Raw genomic sequence first — 20,292 nt, 5'->3', positions numbered from 1 at the left:
CGTGGCATCTATCGGACAGATCGTCAATCCGACACCCGGCAGCGATGCCCTTTCCCGCGCCAGGCAGCGGGCCGCCCTGGTGCCGGACTGCCTGGTGGAAGCCAAGCGCATCGCCAACACGGTGATCGCCGGCTGGCATGGCCGCCGCAAGCGCGGCATCGGCGAGAATTTCTGGCAGTTCCGTCCCTATTCAGAGGGCGAGAGCCTGTCGCGCATCGACTGGCGCCGCTCCGCCCGCGACGACCACACCTATGTGCGCGAACGCGAATGGGAGGCGGCGCACACGATCTGGCTCTGGTGCGACATGTCGCCCTCGATGATGTACAAGTCGAGCTACGGCAATGTCTCCAAGGAAAGCCGCGCGCTGGTCATCATGCTGGCGCTTGCCGAAATCCTCGCCCGCTCCGGCGAGCGCATCGGCTGCCCCGGCATCATGGAACCCGCCTCCGCCCGCAACGCTGCCGAACGCCTCGCATCCGCGCTCATGCACACGCCGCTGACCGGCGGTCTGCCGGAAACGGCGATGATCCGCGGTTGGAGCGATCTCGTCCTCATCGGCGACTTCCTCGACGATGCGCCGGCAATCATGGAACGGCTCGGGCCGCTGGCCCGCCGCGGCCTGCGCGGCCACGTGGTCGAGATATCCGATCCCGCCGAAGAGATATTCCCCTATAGCGGCCGCACCGAATTCACCGATCCGGAGAGCGGCGCAAAGCTCGTTTCCGGCCGCGCCGAACACATTCGCGAGGCCTATCGCAACGCCTACCTCGCCCGCAGGGACAGCCTCGGCCAGTCGCTACGCCATCTCGGCTGGACCTTCGCAAGCCACCGCACCGATCATCTTGCTTCCGAGGCGCTGGTCGCGGTGCACATGTATCTGTCCGGCATGCCGGCCAAGGCGACGCATGGAGGGCAGCTATGAACGCCCTTCCCTTCGCTTTCGCCTATCCCGCCATTCTCGGCGCGCTCGTCGCCCTGCCCGTCATCTGGTGGCTGCTGCGGCTGACACCGCCACGCCCGAAGACCGAGGTCTTCCCGCCGCTGAAGATCCTCGCTTCCGTGCTGAAGCGCGAGGAGACGCCGGCACAGAGCCCGTGGTGGTTGACGCTGCTGCGCATGCTGCTCGCCGCCGCCATCATCCTTGCGATCGCCGATCCAGTTTTCAATCCGCGCACCAGTTCGCTCGCATCGGGCGGCCCGCTCGTCCTCTTCGTCGACAACAGCTGGGCGGCGGCACCCGACTGGGAGCGCCGCATCCAGACCGCCGACGCGTTGATAGACGACGCCGAATCCGCCGGCACGCCGGTGTCGATCACCTTTACCGCCGATCCGACCAACGACGCCGTGCCCGGCACCGCCGCGGCCGCCCGAGACAAGCTGCGCGCCGCCGAGCCGCGACCGCTGGTGCCAGACCGCGAACGCGCCTTCCAGGCACTGCGCGGCGCGCTGAACGGCATCAAGCCCGGCACCCTCGCCTTCCTGACCGATGGCGCCGCTGCCAAGGCCGACGACGCCACGGTGCGCAGACTCGCCGAACTCCAGCCCATCGATCTCCGCCTGATCGAGGGCGATGCCGCAAGGACGGTCGCGATCACCGCCGCCAACAATGCGGCTGATGCCATGACCGTCAAGGTCACGCGGCTCAACAGTTCGCAGGCCGCATCGGTGGCGCTGAACGCCGTCGATACCCAGGGCCGCTCGATTGCCAACGGCAGGGTAGATTTCCATCCCGGCCAGAGCGTCGCGACGAGTTCGATCACCGCCCCCTTCGAGATGCGCAACGATTTCGCGCGCGTCAGCGTCGACAACGGCGCCACGGCTGGCGCCGTCCACCTTCTCGACGACGCATTCAAGCGCCGCCGCGTCGTATTGCTGTCGGGTGAAGGAGGCGATGAGTTCCAACCGCTCCTCTCGCCGCTCTATTATATCCAGCGGGCACTGCAGCCCTATGCGGATCTGATCCAGCCCGCCGATTCCGATCTTTCGGTCGCGATACCAAAACTTCTCGCCAGCAATCCCTCCATCATCATCATGGCCGATATCGGCCGGCTGCCTGAGGAAACCTACGAGCCTCTGACGCGGTGGATATCGAATGGCGGCATGCTGCTGCGTTTCGCCGGCCCGCGCATGGCGGCTGCCCCCGCCGACGATCCATTGATTCCCGTCATCCTGCGCCAGGGGGAACGGGCGCTTGGCGGCACATTGTCCTGGAGCGAGCCGCAGTCGCTTGCCGAATTTCCGAATTTTGGGCCTTTCGCCGGCATAGCCCGCCCCGCCGATGTCGTCGTCAAGCGACAGGTGCTTGCCGAACCGACGCCCGATCTTGCCGAACGCACCTGGGCAAGCCTGGCTGACGGCACGCCGCTCGTCACGATGAAGCAGATCGCATCCGGCCAGATCGTCCTGTTTCATGTCACCGCCGAGGCCACCTGGTCCGATCTGCCGATCTCAGGTACCTTCGTCGACATGCTGCGTCACCTCCTGCAGATATCGCGATCGGGCGGCGTGACGTCGGAGGCGCGCGGCAATGCGCGTGTCTCCGAAACCCTGCCGCCATTCCGCATGCTCACGGCCAAGGGCACGCTCGTCTCCGAGACGGGCTCGGCGCGGCCGCTCATTCCGCAGGCCGGAGCCGAACCGACCGCGAATTTCGACAATCCGCCCGGGCTCTATGGCTCGGAGGATGGTTTCACCTCCCTGAACGTGCTGCCCGAGAACGCCGAACTGACGCCGCTCGACACAACCGGGACCAATGCCGTGCGCGAAGGCCTGATCGGCGGCGAAAGCTGGTCGGCAAAACCCGCACTCTTTTTCGCAGCCTTTCTGCTGCTCTTGGCCGATAGCCTGATCGTCCTCTTCATGAATGGCGCATTCTCGCGATTGCGCCCGGCTGTCCGCACCGCCGCGATGATCGCGGTCGCCGTCAGCGCCGGCTTTCTCGTGCAACCCGGCACACTTCACGCCGACGATTCCCAGCCCGGCGACGACCTCATCCTGCAGAGGCTCGATAACACCCATCTCGCCTACGTCGTCACCGGCGAACAGGAGGTGGACAATATTTCCGAGCGCGGTCTCGAGGGCCTGACTCAATTCCTGACGTTTCGCACGACGCTGGAGCCGGCGCCACCGGTGGGCATCGACCTCACCAAAGACGAGCTCTCCTTTTATCCGATCATTTACTGGCCGGTTTCGGCAACGGCGCCGATGCCATCGTCGGCGGCGATCAGCCGTATTGACGCCTATATGCGCAATGGCGGCACCGTGCTTTTCGATACGCGCGACCAGATCAGCGCATTGGACAATGGCGGCAATGTCAGCGCCAACGGCGAGAGGCTACAGGCAATCCTCGCCAATCTCGACATTCCGCCGCTGGAGCCGGTGCCATCGGACCACGTGCTGACGAAATCCTTCTATCTCCTCTCGAGCTTTCCCGGCCGTTATACCGGCAGCCCCCTCTGGATCGAGGCGCGGCAGGGCGGCCAGGAGCCGAGCGAAAAATCGGCGGCGACGGCCGACGGCGTTTCGCCGATCCTGATCACCGGCAATGATCTTGCCGGCGCCTGGGCGATCGACGACAACGGCGTACCGATACTGCCGACCGTGCCGTCCGATGAAACGCAGCGCGAGTATGCCTACCGTTCCGGCGTCAACATCATGATGTACATGCTGACCGGCAACTACAAGACCGACCAGGTCCATGTTCCCGACCTTCTCGAACGGTTAGGACAATGAGATGACCTTCGATTTTTCGCCCTTCCTGCCCTGGTCGGTTCTGGCCGCACTGGCCGTCGTCAGCGCTGTTATCGCCGCCTTCGCGATCTGGCGCGGCATTCGCGGCGCCTGGATCAGAACGCTGGCGGCACTCGCCATGCTGACTGCGCTTGCCAATCCCGTGCTGCTGCAGGAGGACCGCGATCAGCTGTCGACGATCGTGCCTGTTCTCGTCGATCGCAGCCAGAGCCAGCAGACGACCGATCGCGTCAAGATGACCGACGACGCGCTTGCGGCGCTGAAGGGACAGCTCGCTCGCTTCCCGCAGATAGAGCCGCGCTTCGTCGATGTCGAAGGCGACGTCAATTCCGACGTGCCGTCCACGCGCCTGTTCGACGCCCTGTCGGCCAATATCGCCGACGTTCCGCCCGCCCGCATCGGCGGCGCCATCATGCTGACCGACGGGGAGGTTCATGATGTTCCGGCCGCCAATCAGGCGCTCGGTTTCGACGCCCCGATCCATGGCCTGGTCACCGGCAAGGCCAACGAATTCGATCGCCGCATCGAAGTCATCAAGGGCCCGCGCTTCGGCATCGTCAACGAAGAGCAGCAGGTGATCCTGCGCGTCTTCGACGACGGCCCGAGCCCCGGCGGCACAGCCGATGTCACCGTGAAGCTGAATGGTGACGAGATCGCCACCCTGCAGGCGACCCCCGGGCAGGATACGCCCTTCTCCTTCAAGGTGCCGGGTGGCGGCAGCAACGTGCTCGAATTCTCGGTCGCAGCCCTTCCCGGCGAAGTCACCACCGCCAACAACCGCGCCGTCCATGTCATCGACGGCATCCGCCAGAATCTCCGCGTCCTGCTTGTCTCCGGCGAACCGCATGCCGGCGAGCGCGCCTGGCGCAACCTGCTGAAATCGGACGCGTCGGTCGATCTCGTCCACTTCACCATCCTGCGTCCGCCGGAAAAACAGGACGGCACGCCGATCAACGAGTTGTCGCTGATCGCCTTCCCGACGCGTGAGCTCTTCGTCGACAAGATCAAGGATTTCGACCTGATCATCTTCGACCGCTACCAGCACCGCGGCGTGCTGCCGCTGCTCTATTACGATTACATCGCGCAATATGTCGACAATGGCGGCGCGCTGCTGATCGCCGCCGGTCCCGAGCACGCCGGCCCCGATTCCATTGCACTGACGCCACTTTCCTCGGTCCTGCCGGCAACGCCAACCGGCCAGATGATCGAGAAGGCCTTCTATCCCCGCCTCTCCGAGGAAGGCCGCAAACATCCCGTCACGCGCGGCCTTGATGGTTCGGGCGAGGATCCGCCGCATTGGGGCCGCTGGTTCCGCAGCGTCGATGTCGACCGGCCGCAGGGCGAAACGATCATGCTCGGCGCCGACAACCATCCGCTGCTGGTGCTGAACCGCGCCGGCCAGGGCCGCGTCGCCATGCTGCTTTCCGATCAGGGCTGGCTCTGGGCGCGCGGCTTTGAAGGCGGCGGTCCGAACGTTTCGCTCTATCGCCGGATCGCCCATTGGCTGATGAAGGAGCCGGCGCTCGAGGAAGAAGCGCTGACGGCGCGCGCCTCCGGCCGGACCCTTGAAGTCACGCGCCAGACGATCGGCGACAATCCCGGCAACGCCACCGTGCGTTATCCCTCCGGCAAGACCGAAACCCTGCCGCTCACCCAGTCCGAACCGGGCCTCTACAAGGCCGAGAAGAGGATGGACGAGATCGGCCTTTTCGAAATCCGCAACGGCAAGCTATCGACGCTTGTTCATATCGGCGCCGTCGACGCACCGGAATTCAAGGCGATGATCTCGACGACCGATGTGCTGCAGCCGGTCGCCGACAGAAGCAAGGGTCTCGTCACCCGGGTCGCCAATGCGAATGGCGCGATCTCCGTCCCGCCGATCCTGCCGGTGCGCGGCCAGGTCCGCGTCGCCGACAATGATCGCATGATGATCCGCATGACCAGCGAGACGGTCTTGAAGGGCATCAACACGCTGCCGCTCTTTGCCGGGTTCGCCGGCGTCGGCATCCTGCTGCTCGCCTTCGGCGCCATGTGGTGGCGCGAAGGACGGTAATCTCATGCCGGAATTCGAGCTGACCGCCTCACCCTCGCCGGAGGAACTCGCGGCGATCACCGATGCGCTCTCGGCCTTCAACACCGGCGATGTCGGCCCCTCGGATCGCCGGCCGCTCGCCGTCCTCATCCGCGATACCGACGGCAAGGTGACCGGCGGTCTTTCCGGCTTTACCGCCTGGGGCTGGCTCTTCACCCAGATGCTTTATATTCCCGACACGCTGCGCGGCACCGGTCTCGCCGGCGAGATCCTCGCAAAAGCGGAAGACGAGGCGAGAACCCGGGGATGCCGCGGCGCCTGGATCGACACTTTCAGCCCGCTGGCGCTGCGAGCCTATCTGCGTCAGGGTTATGAGGTTTTCGGGGAGCTTCAGGATTTCCCGGAAGGCCGCACGCGCAGCTTCCTCCGCAAAAACCTCTGATCATCCGTGCCAGGCGATGATGCCCTTCAGCCGTTCGTGCACGCCCTCGGCGATCGGAACGACGAGCACGCGGCCGGGATCGACGGGGCCCGGGAAGGACAGCGCGTTGTAGGCGACCTTCTCGAAGCCGAGCGGGCCGTAATAGGGCGGATCGCCGACGAGGATGACGGCTTCCGAGCCCTTGCGTCTAGCCGCCTCCACCGCGATCCGCACCAGCTCCCGGCCGATGCCCTGATTCTTATGGGAGGGGCGGACGGCGAGCGGGCCGAGCAGATGCCCCTTCACGGAGCCTGCCAGCACCGGCGTCATGCGCACGGAGGCGATCGTCTCACCGTCGTCGGCGCAGATGAAGGAGAGCGACAGATCGTGCGGCCCCTGCTCGCGGATGCGCGCGGCGGCACGCGTGAAACGGCCAGGACCGAAGGCTTCTTCGTTGATGTGTTCGATGGCGGCGTCGTGGGACGCGTCTTCGGTGAGGTAGACGAGATCGTGCTTGTACATGATGACAGAAACCGGATGGACAGATTGATGGGTCTCGAACACGCCTTGGGCGTTCGGGAACATCAGCGTCGTCGCGGGTTTCTGGAAATGAACATCAAGCAGGGGTCCGAAAATCGTGAAAAGGCCGATAGCAGGAAAAATTTCCGTCGTCCAACGCAAAATGCACGACGTGACGCTCTGTTCAATCTTTGCCGCCTGTAAAGCCCTGCCATCTGCGATATCTTCCGTTCCAACACGCAATCAAAGGGATGAACACCATGGGAATGCTGGTGGATGGCGTCTGGCATGACGTCTGGTACGACACGAAGGAGAGCAAGGGCCATTTCAAGCGGCAGCCCTCGCAGTTTCGCAACTGGGTGACGTCGGACGGTGAAGCCGGCCCTTCCGGCGACGGCGGCTTCAAGGCCGAGGCCGGGCGTTACCACCTCTATGTCTCGCTTGCCTGCCCCTGGGCGCATCGCACGCTGATCTTCCGCAAGCTGAAGAAGCTCGAAGGGCTGATCTCGGTCTCCGTCGTCGATCCGCTGATGGCGGAGAATGGCTGGGAGTTCAAGGTCGGCGACGGCGCCACCGGCGACCAGCTCTTCGGTGCGTCCGCGCTCTGGCAGATCTATGTCAGAGCCGATCCGCACTATTCCGGCCGCGTCACCGTTCCCGTGCTCTGGGACAAGAAAACCGGCACGATCGTCAGCAACGAATCCGCCGAGATCATCCGGATGTTCAATAGCGCTTTCGACGGCTTGACCGGCTCGAAGGCCGATTTCTATCCCGAGGATATCCGTGCCGAAATCGATGCGCTTAATACTACCGTCTACGACACCGTCAACAACGGCGTCTACAAGGCGGGTTTTGCCACAACCCAGGCGGCCTATGAGGAAAACGTCGGCAAGCTGTTCGAAACGCTCGACATGCTCGACGAACGCTTGGGCAAGGGCCGCTACCTCTTCGGCAACAGATTGACCGAGGCCGACTGGCGCCTGTTCACCACGCTGGTGCGCTTCGACCCCGTCTATGTCGGCCATTTCAAGTGCAACATCCGCCGCATCGCCGATTACCGCAACTTACCCGGTTATCTCAGGGACCTCTACCAGACGGCGGGCGTTGCCGAGACGGTGAACCTGCACCACATCAAGCAGCATTATTACCGCAGCCACAAGACGATCAATCCGACCGGCATCGTCCCTGTCGGTCCGGCGCTCGATCTCGACAGCCCGCATGGCCGCGCCAGGCTAAATGCCGCCTGATACTTCTTACCAGCGGTGATCGGGCTCCTGCTCGCCCCGAAGCTCGGCGAGGCGGCGATGCGTCGCCTCGGTCGTACCCTCGGGCAGGCTGTCGAGGAAAAAGAACCCGCTGTCGGAGATTTCCCAGTCCGGCGGACGGGGCGCCGTCTGCTCGACGGTCGCCCTGTAGAACACGACATGGTCGCGCCGGGTCGTCGTGGTATTGAAGTAGACCTGGACCAGTTCCGGCTTGCCGATGATCCTGAGGTTGCCCTCCTCGCGTAGCTCCTTGACCAGCGCTTCTTCTACCGTCTCGTTACGCTCCAGTCCGCCGCCCGGCATATGCCAGCCACCGATATAACTGTGACGCACGAGAAAAATCCGGCCGTCCGCATCGAAGCAGGCGGCCCTGACGCCCATCGTCATGCCGCGGGCGAAGGAGAAATAAACATGCAGCAGGCGCAAGGCCAGCCTGATATGAGGGGGGCGCTTCTCTTTATCCACCATGGTTCCGTTTCGGCTATTCATCGCGCCGGATGTGTTTGATTTGTCAATAAGCTGGTCTATGTCTCGTAGCATGTTCAAGCTCGCGCATATTTCCGACGTCCACCTCGGACCGCTGCCCCGCCTTTCCATTCAAGAGCTGTTTTCAAAACGCATAACCGGCTTTGTGAACTGGCATCGAAACCGACGCAAGCACCTTTTCGGCAGCACGCTGGATCTGCTGCTCGAGGATATCCGCGCCCGCCAGGCCGATCACCTGGCCGTCACCGGCGACCTCGTCAATCTGGCGAGCGGCATCGAGATCCGCGCCGCCGCCGCCTGGCTGCGCACGCTCGGCGATCCCGCCGACACCTCGGTCGTTCCCGGCAACCACGACGCCTATGTGCCGGGCGCCTATGAGAAGTCAATGCGCGCCTGGTACGATTATGTCCGCGGCGATCTCGCCCCGCCGCAATGGCAGGAGGATCGCCACGTCTTCCCCTATCTGCGCATCCGCGACAAAGTCGCGATCGTCGGTTGCTCGACGGCGGTCGCCACCCCTCCCTTTGCCGCTTCCGGCTTTTTCGGCGCGCGCCAGGCCCGCGACACCGTCAACATGTTGCGCGCGGCCGGCGAAGCCGGTCTCTTTCGCGTCGTCATGATCCACCATCCGCCGATCCGCGGCGCCACGGCCTTCTACAAACGGATGATCGGCATCCGCCGCTTCGCCGCCGTAATTTCGACGGGCGGCGCCGAACTCGTGCTGCACGGCCATACGCACCTGAACACGCTACACTGGCTGCGCGGCCAGGTGCAGCCGGTGCCCGTCGTCGGCATCGCGTCGGCGTCGCAGGGACCCGGCAGCATCAAGCCGCCTGCCGCCTATAACCTCTTCTCCATCGAGGGCTCTCCAGGTGCCTGGGAACTCCGCGGCGAGCGTTTCAGCCTCAACAGGGCCGGCGACGCGGTGATACCGGAAAGCGCCGATATTTTCGCGCGTTAGCACCAGTTCCAGACTCTGTTTGTGCAGCACTTGAATCGATCTGCGTAGAGATCAGACCATCGTCGCGACATTTGCCGTGGAGGTTGCTTACCCTCTTGGTATTTTTAATGGTAAGCGTACAATTCCAGCAACAGCATCGCCTGAGAACGGAGCCCGCCCATGACTTCTCCTTTCCGTCGCCTGTCCAGATTTTCGCTCGCCGCCGGCTTTGCCTTCGGCATCGCCACGGCCGCTTTCGCGGTCGGCGACAACAACGATGACACCAATCCGCCGCCGAAGACGCAGACGACCAAGACCTGCACCGGCGGCAAGGTCTGGGACAAGGCCAAGAAGGAATGCGTCAACCCGAAGAAGAGCAGCTTCAACGACGACGATCTCTATAAATTCGCCCGGGAATTTGCCTATGCCGGCCAATATGACAACGCCATCACCGTGCTCAATCTCGCCCGCAACCAGAACGACCCGCGCATCCTGAACTATCTCGGCTACGCCAACCGCAAGGCCGGCCGGATGGAGCTCGGCATGTCCTACTACCGCAAGGCGCTGCAGGCGGATGAGAATTACATCCTCGCCCGCTCCTACATGGGCATGGCGCTGGTCGAACAGGGAGACATTCAGGGCGCCCGCGTTCAGCTCGTCGAAATCCGTGATCGCGGCGGCGAAGGCACCTGGGCCTATCGGGCTCTGCTGCAAAGCTTGAACGGCTACAAGACATATTGACGCAAGCTTGGCGGGCCATAATACGAAATTCCCTTGGGAAAGAGGGATGAAGACGACCGGATGCTTGCGCAGTGCAGGAGACTTGTTTCATAAAGCACATGCATCGCCGGCGTCGATAAGGTCGGCTTCGCGCCCGAGGGCAATCCCTTCGTCCGCGAAACCATTGTGAATGCTTCTTGGATAGACAATGCGTCAACCCGCAACGACCATCGATCTCCGACGTGATCTCGTCGGCCTTCTGCCCCGCCTTCGCCGCTTCGCGATCACGCTCGCGGGTGAGGTTTCCGTGGCCGACGAACTCGTTCAGGCCGTCTGTCAGCGCGCCATCGCCAAGGGTCATCAATGGAGCGGCGAAGGCCGGCTGGAAAGCTGGATCTACACGCTTGCCCGCCAGCAATGGACTGACGACAGCCGCAAGCGCAAGCCGAAGGCTTCCGTCCGCGGCAACGTCACCGATCTTCGTGAGGCTGCACGCGAACGCTCGGCTGCCGTCGATCCCGACGCCATCCATCACATGATCGCCGATATGCCGGATGGCGTTTCCAGCATGTTCCTGCTTGTCGACGTCGAAGGCCACAGCTACCAGCAGGCGGCCGACATTATGGGCATCCCAGTGGCAAGCGTCGTTTCGCAGCTCGCCGCCGCAAGGCTGCACTTTGCCGAGCTTGCCGGCACCCACCCGATCCACAGGTACTGAATTTGCTCGATCTTAGGAAATTGCCGCTCGAAGTCCAGCTTACCGCCCTTCTCGACGGCGAAGTCTCGCCCGAACAAAGGCACGAACTGGAGCAGCGTCTGGCAAGCGACGAGAATGCGCGCCGGCTGCATGAGAAGCTGCGCCACGGTGCCGATTTCGGCCGCCGGCGCCTCGACGATATCCTGAAGGAGCCGGTGCCGCTCGCCCTCGTCCGCTCCATCAAGAGCACGCAGCCGCCGAAGACGCCGATCGCCCAGCGTGCCACGCGCCCGCAGGTGAAACTGGCGCCGAGCGGCCCGCAGGCGCTGGCCGCCGCTCTGATCCTCTTCGTCGTCGGTTGCGGCATCGGCTATTTCGTCGGCACCAGCCCCGATGCCGACGAAATCGCCACCACGACCGCCGCCACGGCGCCGGCCAATACCAGCGACTGGTTGGGCGACGTCACCGCCTATCAGCGCCTGCTGATCCGCCAGCCCCGTCACCTCGTCGAAGTGCCCGCCTCGCAAGCCGAGGAAATCTCCAGCTGGCTGACGACCGCGATCGGCGTGCCCTTCCGCGTGCCCGATCTCAGCGCCGAAGGCTGGACCTTCCAAGGCGCGCGCGTCATCCTCGGCGACAGCCGCCCTGTCGGGCAGCTCGTCTATTCCAACGCCGATGGCGACGTTATCTCCATCTGCTTCCGCAAAGACGCGCAGCCGCCGGAGACCGACGACTTCAAGGAAACGATCAAGGACGAGATCGGCCTGGTAACCTGGCACAATGCCGGCACCTCCTATGTGCTGGCCGGTCCCTCCGCCGAAGCAACGCTCGGCCAGCTCGCCATGGAGATCGCCACGGCGATCTAGCGCATCGCCCGAAAATCGGAATCGATTTTCGGAAAGTACGATGCGTCGGTTCAAACTGTTAGAGCGTCCTTTGTGCGTCCGAAAGGACGCACGGTGCTTAAGGGGCCAAGTTTTTTGGCATCGCGTCGGGCTCGCTTTCTTGGATTGACGGCGTCAACACCACTTTTCCGACCGCCCTCCGCTCCTCAATGACGCGATGCGCCTCCGCGGCTCGATGCAGTGGGAAGCGACCGCCTTCGACAACCGTCAGCGCGCCCGTCGCCGCAAGATCGAAGAGCGCGCCAAAATCCTTTGGCACAGCTTGGAGCGTCAGCAGCGGCAACAGCGAAAATCCCTTGATCGACTGGTTCTGATCAAGCATGCGCTCGATATCGGCGACCCCAAGCCCGAATCGTCCCATCGCCGTCAGCACCAGCTCGCCGCAAGGCGCCAGCGCGTCGAGCGTCGCCCTTGAAACCGCGCCGCCGACGGTTTCATAGATGATATCCGCGCCGAGCCCTCCGCTCAGCCCCTTGACCTCCTCCTGCCAGCGGGGCGCCGTATAGTCGACCACATGATCGGCGCCGAGAGACAGGGAAAGCGCCCGTTTCTCCTCGCTGCTCGCCGCCGCGATCACCATCTTTGCGCGGTCGCGTCTTGCAAGCTGCAGCAGCAGCGAGCCGACACCGCCGGCTGCCGCATTGACGAGGACGATTTTGCCATTGACGGGGCTGCTGCGCAGGAGATGCAGCGCCGTCAGTCCCTGCACCATCAGCGCCACAGCCATCGTGAAGGAGACAGCATCCGGCAGCGGCACCACCGCCCCGCCGTCGACCGCGACGAACTCGGCATAACCGCCCGAACCGCGGCCGATCGCAAAGAGAGGAACGGCAACCCGCGTGCCGATGAGCGAGCGATCGGCACCAGGCCCCGCCCGCTCGATGATACCCGCGACCTCGACACCGGGAAACATCGGCAGGTCGGGCGATACGGCATAGCGATCGGCCCGCATCAGTACCTCGAAGAAATTCACGCCGGCCGCATGAACGCGGATGAGAACCTCACCCGGCCCCGGCTCGGGAACCGGCAGTTCCACCACCTCGAGGACTTCGGGCGGACCGAAGCGCGTGAATTGGATCGCTTTCATAACAGATGAACCTCACGTCTGATTTGGCGTGGGGCAGGTTTAGCAATAGGATATCCTGTAAAAATACACACTCTTTCGTGCCATACCCACCAGGAGGTGACCATGGCTGAGCCGATGAAAAGACTCCCCGAGCTGCCGGTCGAGCGCGCGCTAAAAGTGATTTCAGGGCGCTGGAAGCCGGTCATCCTCTACTACGTCTTCTCCGGCCCGAAGCGTCTTTCGGAGCTAAAGCGCATGATGCCTGCCATTAGCCAGAAGGTGCTGATCCAGCAGCTGCGCGAAATGGAGGAACATGGGCTGGTTGCGCGCCGGATCTTTACCGAAATCCCCGCCCGCGTCGAATACAGCGCGACCGAACTCGGTCTCGGCCTCGAACCGGTGCTGCTGGCGCTCTGCCAATGGGGCCAGCGCCATGCCGAGGCGCGCAACGAAGCCCGCGATATCGCCGACTGCATCGTCAGGCCGCGCCGCACCGATACGATCGCGGCCTGAGTTCCTTTGAGATCAGGCCTTGCCGGCCTTCACCTCGAGCACACGGTTGGCGGCCGAGACGATCGCCTCCAGCGACGCCGCGACGATGTTGGTATTGATGCCGGCGCCGAAGAGCTTGCCGCCGGGATAGGAGGTCTCGACATAGGAGATCGCCGCCGCATTCGAGCCGTGCTGCAGCGAATGCTCGGAATAGTCCTCGACCGACATCTCGATGCCGAGATAATGCGACAGCGCGTTGATGAAGCCGTCGATCGGGCCGTTGCCACGCCCTTCGATGCGCTTGATCTCGCCATTGTCGGTGATCTCGGCGGCCACGACCCGTTGGCCCTTGCGCTCAGTATCGGGATAGGTGTGGTGGTCGACGAATTTCAGGCGCGCGCTCGGCTGCGTCACGTAGCGCTCGATGAAACGATCGTGAATGCGCTTCGAAGGAAGCTCCTTGCCCTCTACGTCGGTAATGCGCTGAATGTCCTCGCGGAACTCGACCTGCAGGTTGCGCGGCAGGTTCAGCCCGTAATCCTGCTGCAGGATGTAGGCAATGCCGCCCTTGCCGGATTGCGAGTTGATGCGGATGATCGCCTCGTAGGAACGACCGACATCACGCGGATCGATCGGCAGATACGGGACCTCCCATACGGGATGGTTGGCGACCTGTGCTGCCTTCATGCCCTTGTTGATCGCATCCTGATGCGAGCCGGAGAAGGCGGTATAGACCAGTTCGCCGACATAAGGATGGCGCTCGCCGATCGCCATCTGGTTCGAATATTCGAACACTTCCTTGATGCGCTCGATATTCGAGCAGTCGATCCCGGGATCGACGCCCTGGGTGAACATGTTCAGCGCCATGGTCACCATGTCGACATTGCCGGTGCGCTCGCCATTGCCGAACAGCGTGCCTTCGACACGGTCGGCGCCTGCCAGCAATGCCAGTTCGGCAGCGGCAATGCCCGTGCCGCGGTCGTTATGCGGATGCAGCGAAATGATCAGGTTCTCGCGATTGTCGAGATTGCGGCACATCCATTCGATCTGGTCGGCATAGACGTTCGGCGTCGCCATCTCGACGGTGGACGGCAGATTGATGATCAACTTGTTATCGGGCGTCGGTTTGACGACCTCGATGACGCCGTTGCAGATTTCCAGCGCCACCTCGAGTTCGGTGCCGGTGAAGCTCTCTGGCGAATATTCGAAACGGTAGCCGCCGCCGGCCTTGGTGGCCATATCGGTGATCATCTTGGCGGCATCGACGGCGATCTGCTTGATGCCCTGCACATCCTTGGCGAAGACGACGCGGCGCTGCAGCTCGCTGGTCGAGTTATAGAAATGCACGATCGGCCGGTTTGCGCCTTCCAGCGCTTCGAAGGTACGGGTGATGAGTTCCGGGCGGCATTGCACCAGCACCTGCAGGGAGACGTCGGCGGGCACATTGCCCTCCTCCACGCACCAGCGGGCAAAATCGAAGTCGGTCTGCGAAGCCGAGGGGAAGCCGATCTCGACTTCCTTGAAACCCATATCGAGCAGCAGTTGGAACATGCGCGCCTTGCGGTCGTGGCCCATCGGATCGACCAGCGCCTGGTTGCCGTCGCGCAGGTCGACCGAGCACCAGACCGGCGCCTTGGTAATGGTCTTCGTCGGCCATGTGCGGTCGGGAATGTTTACCTGCGGATAGGCCCGGTATTTCACCGCGGCGTCAGGCATGCCTTTTGCGGGGGTGGTCTTGTTCTGGGAGGATTGCGTCTTCGCGTCCATCGTATCGTCTCCTCGTCCCGGCATTTGCCCCGCCTCTTAGCCGATCGTGTCGGGCTTGGCGATAAACAAATGCGGACCTTTGTCGGTCGTTAGGTCAATTTTGAAAGTGAGTCGCGAGGAGCGATGGCCGGGCGGGCTTTCGGCCGCCGGGCGCTCCTCAAAGGACCCGGCAACCGCGCGTAAGGCCGAGGAGAAGAAGCGAGGTCAGGGCGCGCGTATTGTCACGCAGGGCGATGCGGCCGCGTGCAATGCTGTTGGAAATCTTGGCGCCAGTGGTCTTCATGGCCGCGCTTATAACCTCGGGCAGTGGAACTGGCAAGCCCTTGCCCGGCTTTTGGTCGCCGCCCAGCGTTGACGCGGTGCGCGCCTGCGGTCACGGAGATATTCCAAAGCGCCGTGGTTCGGCATTTCCACGATCGTGACTAAGCCCGGTCTTTCCAAATCTTCACCAGCCGCGACAGTGCGAGCATCAGCCCGCCTCCGATCAGGCCCCAGAAGGCGCCTGATATGCCGCCGAAGGAAACGCCGGAGGCGGTGACGAGGAAGGTGATCGCCGCCGCCTCGCGCGAATCCGGCACCTGGAACGCCGACATTGCCGAGGACGAGAAGGCGCCGACCAGGGCCAGCCCCGCCACCGCCTCGATCAGGATCGAAGGCGCGAGCGCGACGAAGGCCGTTACCGCGCCGGCGAGCAGCCCGAGGATGACATAACCGACGCCGGCGATCAGCGACGCCCAATAGCGCCGCTTCGGATCGGTATGGGCATCCTGCCCGGCACACATCGCCGCGGTGATTGCCGCCAGATTGACGGCGTGGCCACCGAATGGCGCCGACAGCAGCGAGAAGAAGCCGGTGACGGCAAAGAGCGGACCGGGCTTGGGATCGTAGTGATTGACCTTCAGGACCGCGATACCCGGGATATTCTGTGAGGCCATGGTGACGATGAAAAGCGGCAGCGCGATCGAGACGAGGCCGGCAAGATTGAACACCGGCCGGACGATCTCCGCCGTCGGCACCAGCGATTGTTCCAGCGATCTGAGCGCACCCTCGGGGATATCGACGCCGAAGGCGAGCACCAGCGCGAAGGCTGCGAGTGCCGCCGGCACCGCCCAGAGCCGCTTGAAGGCGCCGACGACGATCCAGGCGACAACGATCGGCAGGCCGAACAGCGGATTGAAGCCGATTGCCTTCACCGGCGCGAAGCAGAGGCCGATCAGCACGCCGGCGAGCATCGCATTGGCGAGCGGCGCCGGAATGGCGGCCACCGCCCGACCGAGCGGCTTGAAAAGCCCCGCGACGATGATCAATACAGCACCGATAAGGAATGCCCCGACCGCCGCATTGAAGCCGCCCTCGATAGCCCCGGTGCTTGCCAGCAGTGCGGCGCCCGGCGTCGACCAGGCAATGCTGATCGGCAATCGGGTCACGGCGCTCAGCACGATCGCGCAGATGCCCATGGAAATCGACAACGCCATCAAGCCCGAAGCCGCCTGAGCATCCGTGGCGCCGACCGCCTGCAGCCCGTGCAGCACAACGGCAAAAGAGCTGGCGGAACCGACGAAGGCAGTCAGCAGCCCCATGAACAGGGCCTGGACGGAAAAATCTTTGAGCATGGCGGACTCGTGGGCTGCAGGAGTGACGCATGGAGCATGATGGCTGCCGCAGGCGCAAGTCCGGAATCAGCGCTTTCCGTTCAACCCTTGCGGATAACCATCTTCATTCAAACCAGCCGAAGATAAAACGCCCTCGCCTGCGATCGGCAGGCAAGGGCGGCTTCTTGGCAGCTTTTGGCTGAGAAAGCTCAGATGTCGGACTGCGACGTCACAACCCGCGAAACGAGGCCATAGTCCTTCGCCTCTTCGGCAGAAAGCCAGTAGTCGCGATCCGTATCCTTGGCGATCTTGTCGAGCGGCTGGCCGGTGGCCGCCGCCATGATCCTGTTCAGGCGCTCATTCATCTTGATGATCTCGCGCGCCTGGATCTCGATGTCGGATGCCATGCCGCGCGTGCCGCCGGAGGGCTGGTGCAGCAGGAAGCGCGTGTTCGGCAGGCACAGGCGCCGCTCTTTCGGAACCGCGACATAGATCAGCGCGCCGGCCGAGGCGACCCAGCCCGTGCCGATCATCCAGACCTTCGGCTTGATGAACTTGATCATGTCATGGATGGAATCGCCGGATTCGACGTGGCCACCGGGCGAATTGACATAGATGCGGATGTCCTCGTCACTGGCTGCGGCAAGCGCCACCAGCTGCGAGCAGACCTTCTGCGCCAATTCCTGATTGATCGGTCCGTAGATGAAGATCGAACGCGACTTGAAAAGATTCGCCTCCGTTTCCTTGCCGAGCGGCAGTTCCTTCGTCTTGTCGTCCTGGTCTTCGTCGTTCATTCGAACCTCTTGGAGATGAATTCGGGTTCCTCGCACATAGTGCGACTCAATGCCTAAAACAATGCGGGAAAAACACAAGGCACCGAAGCGATGCAGATATCCTTAAGAAGCCGCGCGCCGTTCTGCAAGCCTTACTGAATTGTAACGGTGAAAGGCTTTGAAAAGCCAAAATCGGTTCCTACCTCAGCCTCACGCGGCAAACGCCGCCAGCGCATAACCCCGAAATCGGAATCGATTGTCGGAAAGGATTATGCGCAGTTTTAAATTGATAGAGCGTCCTTAGCGCGTCCTATCGGACGCGCGGCGCTCTAGATCATTAGGAGACAGGACATGTCACCGGAAGAACGCCAACTGCTGACCGCCCTCTTCGACCGCGTGCGCACCGCCGCGGCCACACCGCGCGACCGCGAGGCTGAAGCGCTGATCGACCAGGCAACGCGCGAACAGCCATCGGCCACCTATTATCTGGCTCAGGCCGTCATCGTTCAGGAAAAGGGGCTGGAGGCGGCCGCCAATCATATCAAGGAACTCGAAGAGCATATCCGCCAGCTGGAAGCCGGCGCCAGTGAACACCACCAGGCCGAACAGGGCGGCGGCTTCCTGAGCTCGATCTTCGGCAATACGCAGACCCAGCAGCCCGCGCCTGTCCCCTCCAACCCCGGCCCATGGGGCCAGGCCTCCCGCGGTTATGACGAGCCCCGTGGCTACGACCGTGATGCCCGCCAGCCGCCGCAACAGCCGTCCGGCCCCTGGAGCCAGCAGGCCTATGCGCCATCGGCCGGCGGCAGCTTCCTGCGCGGCGCGCTCGGCACGGCAGCGGGCGTTGCCGGAGGCATGCTGCTTGCCAATTCGCTGAGCGGCATCTTCGGCAACCACATGTCCTCGCTCGGCTGGGGCTCGCCCTTCGGCGCCAACCCCTTCGGCAATGCCAGTGCGCCGACCGAAGAAACCGTCATCAACAATTATTACGGCAACGACGACACCCGCCAGGCCTCGGACAACGCAAGTGACGACAAGGACGCCAACGTGCAGCAGGCCGACTACGACGATAACGACGATTACAACGACGACTCGTCTGGAGATGACGTCACGGATGCTTGACGTTTAACGGCCAAGGCGCGAGCGGCGGTTGGTTTTACATTGCCGCACCGTTGCCCGGCCTTTCGCTTAGGTTCAGGGCGTTCGTCGCTGCAATCGATTGAGAGCAATTCCAGAAAAAGTGCCTCGCGGTTTTTCGTTCGGAATTGCGTTGAAGAAAAAACATCGATTGCTCGGGCTGCGCCCGACCGCTCCTCACCCACGCCCGCGATAGGTGGCAACCCCCTGCTCCGGCAGCCACACGCCTTCCGGCGGCCTGCCCGTCTGCCAGAAGACGTCGATCGGAATGCCTCCGCGCGGATACCAATAGGCGCCTATCCTCAGCCACCGGGGATCGAGCAGCTCGACGATGCGCTTGGCGATGTAGATCGAACAATCCTCGTGGAAAGCGCCGTGATTGCGGAAGGAATGCAGGAAGAGCTTCAGCGATTTCGATTCCACCAGCCATTCGCCCGGAATGTAGTCGATGACGATATGGGCGAAATCCGGCTGCCCGGTCATCGGGCAGAGCGAGGTGAATTCCGGCGCGGTGAAGCGCACAACGTAGTCGGTACCGGCATGGTTGGACGGCACTTTTTCAAGCACCGCCTCCTCCGGCGATTGCGCGGTTTCGGTTTGCTGACCCAGCATCGACAGGCTGGAAACATCGGTACTCGGCATCATGCCTCCTTGACGACTTTGACGCGGATGCCGTGAGCCTTTTCGCCCTCGGGCTCCACGTGAATTGCGATAGTGGCGCCCTCGTGCACTGCCCTGATGGCATCCTCAAGGCGATCGCATATATCATGCGCCTGTCGCACGGACATCCCGCCGGGCACCACCATGTGAAAATCGATGAAGGTGACGGTGCCCGCCCGCCTCGTCTTCAGGTCATGCACGCCGATGGAGCCCGCCGCATGGGTGGCGATCGCCTGCTTGATCGCCTCCTCTTCCTGTGGCTCGACCGCCTGGTCCATCAGCCCGCCGATCGATTGCGAGATCACCTTCCAGCCCTGATACAAGATGTTGACGGCAACGAGGATGGCAAGCACCGGGTCGAAGATCGCATAACCTGTCGCCAGCGCCAGCAGCAGGCCGACGAGCACGCCGATGGAGGTCACCACATCGGACATGATATGCTGACCGTCCGCCATCAGTGCCGCCGAGCGATGCCTGCGCCCAGTGCGGATCAGCAACCGCGCCCAGATCGCGTTGATGACGCCGGCCGCGAAATTGATCGCAAGGCCGAGGACGGGTGCATCCAGCATGCGCGGCTCGGCGAGATAACCGATCGCCTCGGTGACGATCAGCAGGGCAGCGACGACGATCAGCACGCCTTCGGTGACGGCAGACAGATATTCCGCCTTGTGATGGCCGAAGGGATGGTCGTGATCGGCAGGCTTCTGCGCATAGCGGATGACGAAGAAGGCGACGAAGGCGGCAACGACGTTGACCGAGGATTCGAGCCCGTCGGACAGCAGCGCCACCGATCCGGTCACCCACCAAGCCACCATCTTCAGGCCCATGACACCGAGCGACAGCGGAATCCCCCACATCGCCAGCTTCCGAACCGTAAGATCGCCATTGTCACTCATATCGTTCCCCTGCGGTTGCGAATGAATTGCAGAATTCAAGCCGTTGAAACGCAAAACCGCCCACGCGAATGTCGCGCAGGCGGTTCAGTTAAGGGTGATATGGGCGATGACGGCGGATTTGTCAAAGGGGAATGACAAGTCGTTCACAGGCGTTGCCGTGTCCGGTCGGAAAGC

The 20,292-nt window shown here is 63.1% G+C and carries 19 protein-coding genes and 1 pseudogene; 11 read left to right on the top strand and 9 right to left on the bottom strand.

Features of this window, described 5'->3' with window-relative positions; translation table 11 throughout:
• The first annotated feature begins 1 nt into the window (after position 1).
• Genes FHT69_RS01930 through FHT69_RS01915 form a run of 4 tightly spaced genes read left to right on the top strand, consistent with a single transcriptional unit; the run spans position 2 to position 6,224 of the window.
• On the top strand, positions 2-922 hold the full coding sequence (locus FHT69_RS01930) for a DUF58 domain-containing protein (RefSeq protein WP_028757019.1): 921 nt from the start codon (positions 2-4) through the stop codon (positions 920-922).
• Positions 919-3,732, top strand: a complete 2,814-nt coding sequence (locus FHT69_RS01925) for a DUF4159 domain-containing protein (RefSeq protein ID WP_183904840.1) — start codon at positions 919-921, stop codon at positions 3,730-3,732. Before FHT69_RS01930 ends, FHT69_RS01925 begins: the two co-directional genes overlap by 4 nt.
• Before the next feature lies 1 nt (position 3,733).
• A complete protein-coding gene (locus FHT69_RS01920) occupies positions 3,734-5,803 on the top strand; it encodes a hypothetical protein (protein WP_063474519.1) in 2,070 nt (689 codons plus the stop codon).
• 4 nt (positions 5,804-5,807) lie between these two features.
• Positions 5,808-6,224 (top strand): GNAT family N-acetyltransferase, encoded by a 417-nt coding sequence (locus tag FHT69_RS01915; protein WP_029867935.1) that lies wholly within the window; start codon positions 5,808-5,810, stop codon positions 6,222-6,224.
• On the opposite strand, the gene FHT69_RS01910 is transcribed toward FHT69_RS01915, so the two are convergent.
• Positions 6,225-6,788, bottom strand: a complete 564-nt coding sequence (locus FHT69_RS01910) for a GNAT family N-acetyltransferase (RefSeq protein ID WP_080759849.1) — start codon at positions 6,786-6,788, stop codon at positions 6,225-6,227. It abuts the gene before it with no gap.
• A 194-nt stretch (positions 6,789-6,982) separates the two neighbouring features.
• Here FHT69_RS01910 and FHT69_RS01905 point away from each other — a divergent pair, with 194 nt between their 5' ends.
• Positions 6,983-7,969 carry a glutathione S-transferase family protein gene (locus FHT69_RS01905; protein ID WP_183904839.1) on the top strand — a complete coding sequence of 329 codons (987 nt, stop codon included), beginning with the start codon at positions 6,983-6,985 and terminating at the stop codon, positions 7,967-7,969.
• 6 nt (positions 7,970-7,975) lie between these two features.
• On the opposite strand, the gene FHT69_RS01900 is transcribed toward FHT69_RS01905, so the two are convergent.
• Positions 7,976-8,455, bottom strand: a complete 480-nt coding sequence (locus tag FHT69_RS01900; RefSeq protein ID WP_029867931.1) for an NUDIX domain-containing protein — start codon at positions 8,453-8,455, stop codon at positions 7,976-7,978.
• Between the two features lie 70 nt (positions 8,456-8,525).
• On the opposite strand from FHT69_RS01900, the gene FHT69_RS01895 reads away from it, so the two are divergent.
• The 4 genes from FHT69_RS01895 (at position 8,526) to FHT69_RS01880 (ending at position 11,696) form a co-directional block, all read left to right on the top strand.
• Positions 8,526-9,434 carry a metallophosphoesterase family protein gene (locus tag FHT69_RS01895; protein WP_029867929.1) on the top strand — a complete coding sequence of 303 codons (909 nt, stop codon included), beginning with the start codon at positions 8,526-8,528 and terminating at the stop codon, positions 9,432-9,434.
• A gap of 159 nt (positions 9,435-9,593) precedes the next feature.
• Entirely contained in the window at positions 9,594-10,154 is a 561-nt protein-coding gene (locus FHT69_RS01890) for a tetratricopeptide repeat protein (RefSeq protein ID WP_029867928.1), read from the top strand.
• A 187-nt stretch (positions 10,155-10,341) separates the two neighbouring features.
• Positions 10,342-10,851 (top strand): RNA polymerase sigma factor, encoded by a 510-nt coding sequence (locus FHT69_RS01885; RefSeq protein ID WP_029867927.1) that lies wholly within the window; start codon positions 10,342-10,344, stop codon positions 10,849-10,851.
• A gap of 2 nt (positions 10,852-10,853) precedes the next feature.
• Positions 10,854-11,696, top strand: coding sequence for an anti-sigma factor family protein (locus FHT69_RS01880; protein WP_029867926.1), 843 nt, complete (start codon positions 10,854-10,856; stop codon positions 11,694-11,696).
• Between the two features lie 97 nt (positions 11,697-11,793).
• On the opposite strand, the gene FHT69_RS01875 is transcribed toward FHT69_RS01880, so the two are convergent.
• Positions 11,794-12,822, bottom strand: coding sequence for a zinc-binding alcohol dehydrogenase family protein (locus FHT69_RS01875; protein WP_052215152.1), 1,029 nt, complete (start codon positions 12,820-12,822; stop codon positions 11,794-11,796).
• Positions 12,823-12,827: 5 nt separating this feature from the next.
• Here FHT69_RS01875 and FHT69_RS01870 point away from each other — a divergent pair.
• Positions 12,828-13,314: pseudogene (locus tag FHT69_RS01870) on the top strand (winged helix-turn-helix transcriptional regulator).
• Between the two features lie 12 nt (positions 13,315-13,326).
• Here the strand turns inward: FHT69_RS01870 and leuA are convergent.
• The 4 genes from leuA to FHT69_RS01855 form a co-directional block, all read right to left on the bottom strand.
• Positions 13,327-15,060 carry a 2-isopropylmalate synthase gene (gene leuA / locus FHT69_RS01865; protein ID WP_029867923.1) on the bottom strand — a complete coding sequence of 578 codons (1,734 nt, stop codon included), beginning with the start codon at positions 15,058-15,060 and terminating at the stop codon, positions 13,327-13,329.
• A gap of 157 nt (positions 15,061-15,217) precedes the next feature.
• Positions 15,218-15,343 (bottom strand): hypothetical protein, encoded by a 126-nt coding sequence (locus FHT69_RS34510; protein ID WP_254959063.1) that lies wholly within the window; start codon positions 15,341-15,343, stop codon positions 15,218-15,220.
• A 139-nt stretch (positions 15,344-15,482) separates the two neighbouring features.
• Positions 15,483-16,673, bottom strand: coding sequence for a benzoate/H(+) symporter BenE family transporter (locus FHT69_RS01860; protein ID WP_183904838.1), 1,191 nt, complete (start codon positions 16,671-16,673; stop codon positions 15,483-15,485).
• A gap of 188 nt (positions 16,674-16,861) precedes the next feature.
• Positions 16,862-17,446, bottom strand: coding sequence for an ATP-dependent Clp protease proteolytic subunit (locus FHT69_RS01855; RefSeq protein ID WP_029867921.1), 585 nt, complete (start codon positions 17,444-17,446; stop codon positions 16,862-16,864).
• Positions 17,447-17,776: 330 nt separating this feature from the next.
• On the opposite strand from FHT69_RS01855, the gene FHT69_RS01850 reads away from it, so the two are divergent.
• Positions 17,777-18,547, top strand: a complete 771-nt coding sequence (locus tag FHT69_RS01850) for a DUF2076 domain-containing protein (protein WP_047611302.1) — start codon at positions 17,777-17,779, stop codon at positions 18,545-18,547.
• Positions 18,548-18,739: 192 nt separating this feature from the next.
• Here FHT69_RS01850 and queF read toward each other — a convergent pair whose 3' ends face one another.
• Both queF and emfA read right to left on the bottom strand, forming a co-directional pair.
• Complete coding sequence (gene queF, locus FHT69_RS01845) at positions 18,740-19,204, bottom strand: preQ(1) synthase (protein WP_029867919.1); 465 nt, start codon at positions 19,202-19,204, stop codon at positions 18,740-18,742.
• Complete coding sequence (emfA, locus tag FHT69_RS01840) at positions 19,204-20,118, bottom strand: CDF family cation efflux transporter EmfA (RefSeq protein ID WP_047611305.1); 915 nt, start codon at positions 20,116-20,118, stop codon at positions 19,204-19,206. The genes queF and emfA overlap by 1 nt, the downstream gene beginning before the upstream one ends.
• Positions 20,119-20,292: the final 174 nt, after the last annotated feature.

Source organism: Rhizobium sp. BK008, assembly GCF_014197345.1.
Taxonomy (GTDB): Bacteria; Pseudomonadota; Alphaproteobacteria; order Rhizobiales; family Rhizobiaceae; genus Rhizobium; species Rhizobium anhuiense.
This window is presented reverse-complemented; position numbering and strand designations above follow the sequence as displayed.

Coding starts and splice junctions, on each gene's coding strand:
- FHT69_RS01925 (WP_183904840.1), top strand. CDS start 919: ATGAACGCCCTTCCCTTCGCTTTCGCCTATCCCGCCATTCTCGGCGCG.
- FHT69_RS01920 (WP_063474519.1), top strand. CDS start 3,734: ATGACCTTCGATTTTTCGCCCTTCCTGCCCTGGTCGGTTCTGGCCGCA.
- FHT69_RS01915 (WP_029867935.1), top strand. CDS start 5,808: ATGCCGGAATTCGAGCTGACCGCCTCACCCTCGCCGGAGGAACTCGCG.
- FHT69_RS01910 (WP_080759849.1), bottom strand. CDS start 6,788: ATGTTCCCGAACGCCCAAGGCGTGTTCGAGACCCATCAATCTGTCCAT.
- FHT69_RS01905 (WP_183904839.1), top strand. CDS start 6,983: ATGGGAATGCTGGTGGATGGCGTCTGGCATGACGTCTGGTACGACACG.
- FHT69_RS01900 (WP_029867931.1), bottom strand. CDS start 8,455: ATGGTGGATAAAGAGAAGCGCCCCCCTCATATCAGGCTGGCCTTGCGC.
- FHT69_RS01895 (WP_029867929.1), top strand. CDS start 8,526: ATGTTCAAGCTCGCGCATATTTCCGACGTCCACCTCGGACCGCTGCCC.
- FHT69_RS01890 (WP_029867928.1), top strand. CDS start 9,594: ATGACTTCTCCTTTCCGTCGCCTGTCCAGATTTTCGCTCGCCGCCGGC.
- FHT69_RS01885 (WP_029867927.1), top strand. CDS start 10,342: ATGCGTCAACCCGCAACGACCATCGATCTCCGACGTGATCTCGTCGGC.
- FHT69_RS01875 (WP_052215152.1), bottom strand. CDS start 12,822: ATGAAAGCGATCCAATTCACGCGCTTCGGTCCGCCCGAAGTCCTCGAG.
- leuA (WP_029867923.1), bottom strand. CDS start 15,060: ATGGACGCGAAGACGCAATCCTCCCAGAACAAGACCACCCCCGCAAAA.
- FHT69_RS34510 (WP_254959063.1), bottom strand. CDS start 15,343: ATGAAGACCACTGGCGCCAAGATTTCCAACAGCATTGCACGCGGCCGC.
- FHT69_RS01860 (WP_183904838.1), bottom strand. CDS start 16,673: ATGCTCAAAGATTTTTCCGTCCAGGCCCTGTTCATGGGGCTGCTGACT.
- FHT69_RS01855 (WP_029867921.1), bottom strand. CDS start 17,446: ATGAACGACGAAGACCAGGACGACAAGACGAAGGAACTGCCGCTCGGC.
- FHT69_RS01850 (WP_047611302.1), top strand. CDS start 17,777: ATGTCACCGGAAGAACGCCAACTGCTGACCGCCCTCTTCGACCGCGTG.
- queF (WP_029867919.1), bottom strand. CDS start 19,204: ATGCCGAGTACCGATGTTTCCAGCCTGTCGATGCTGGGTCAGCAAACC.
- emfA (WP_047611305.1), bottom strand. CDS start 20,118: ATGAGTGACAATGGCGATCTTACGGTTCGGAAGCTGGCGATGTGGGGG.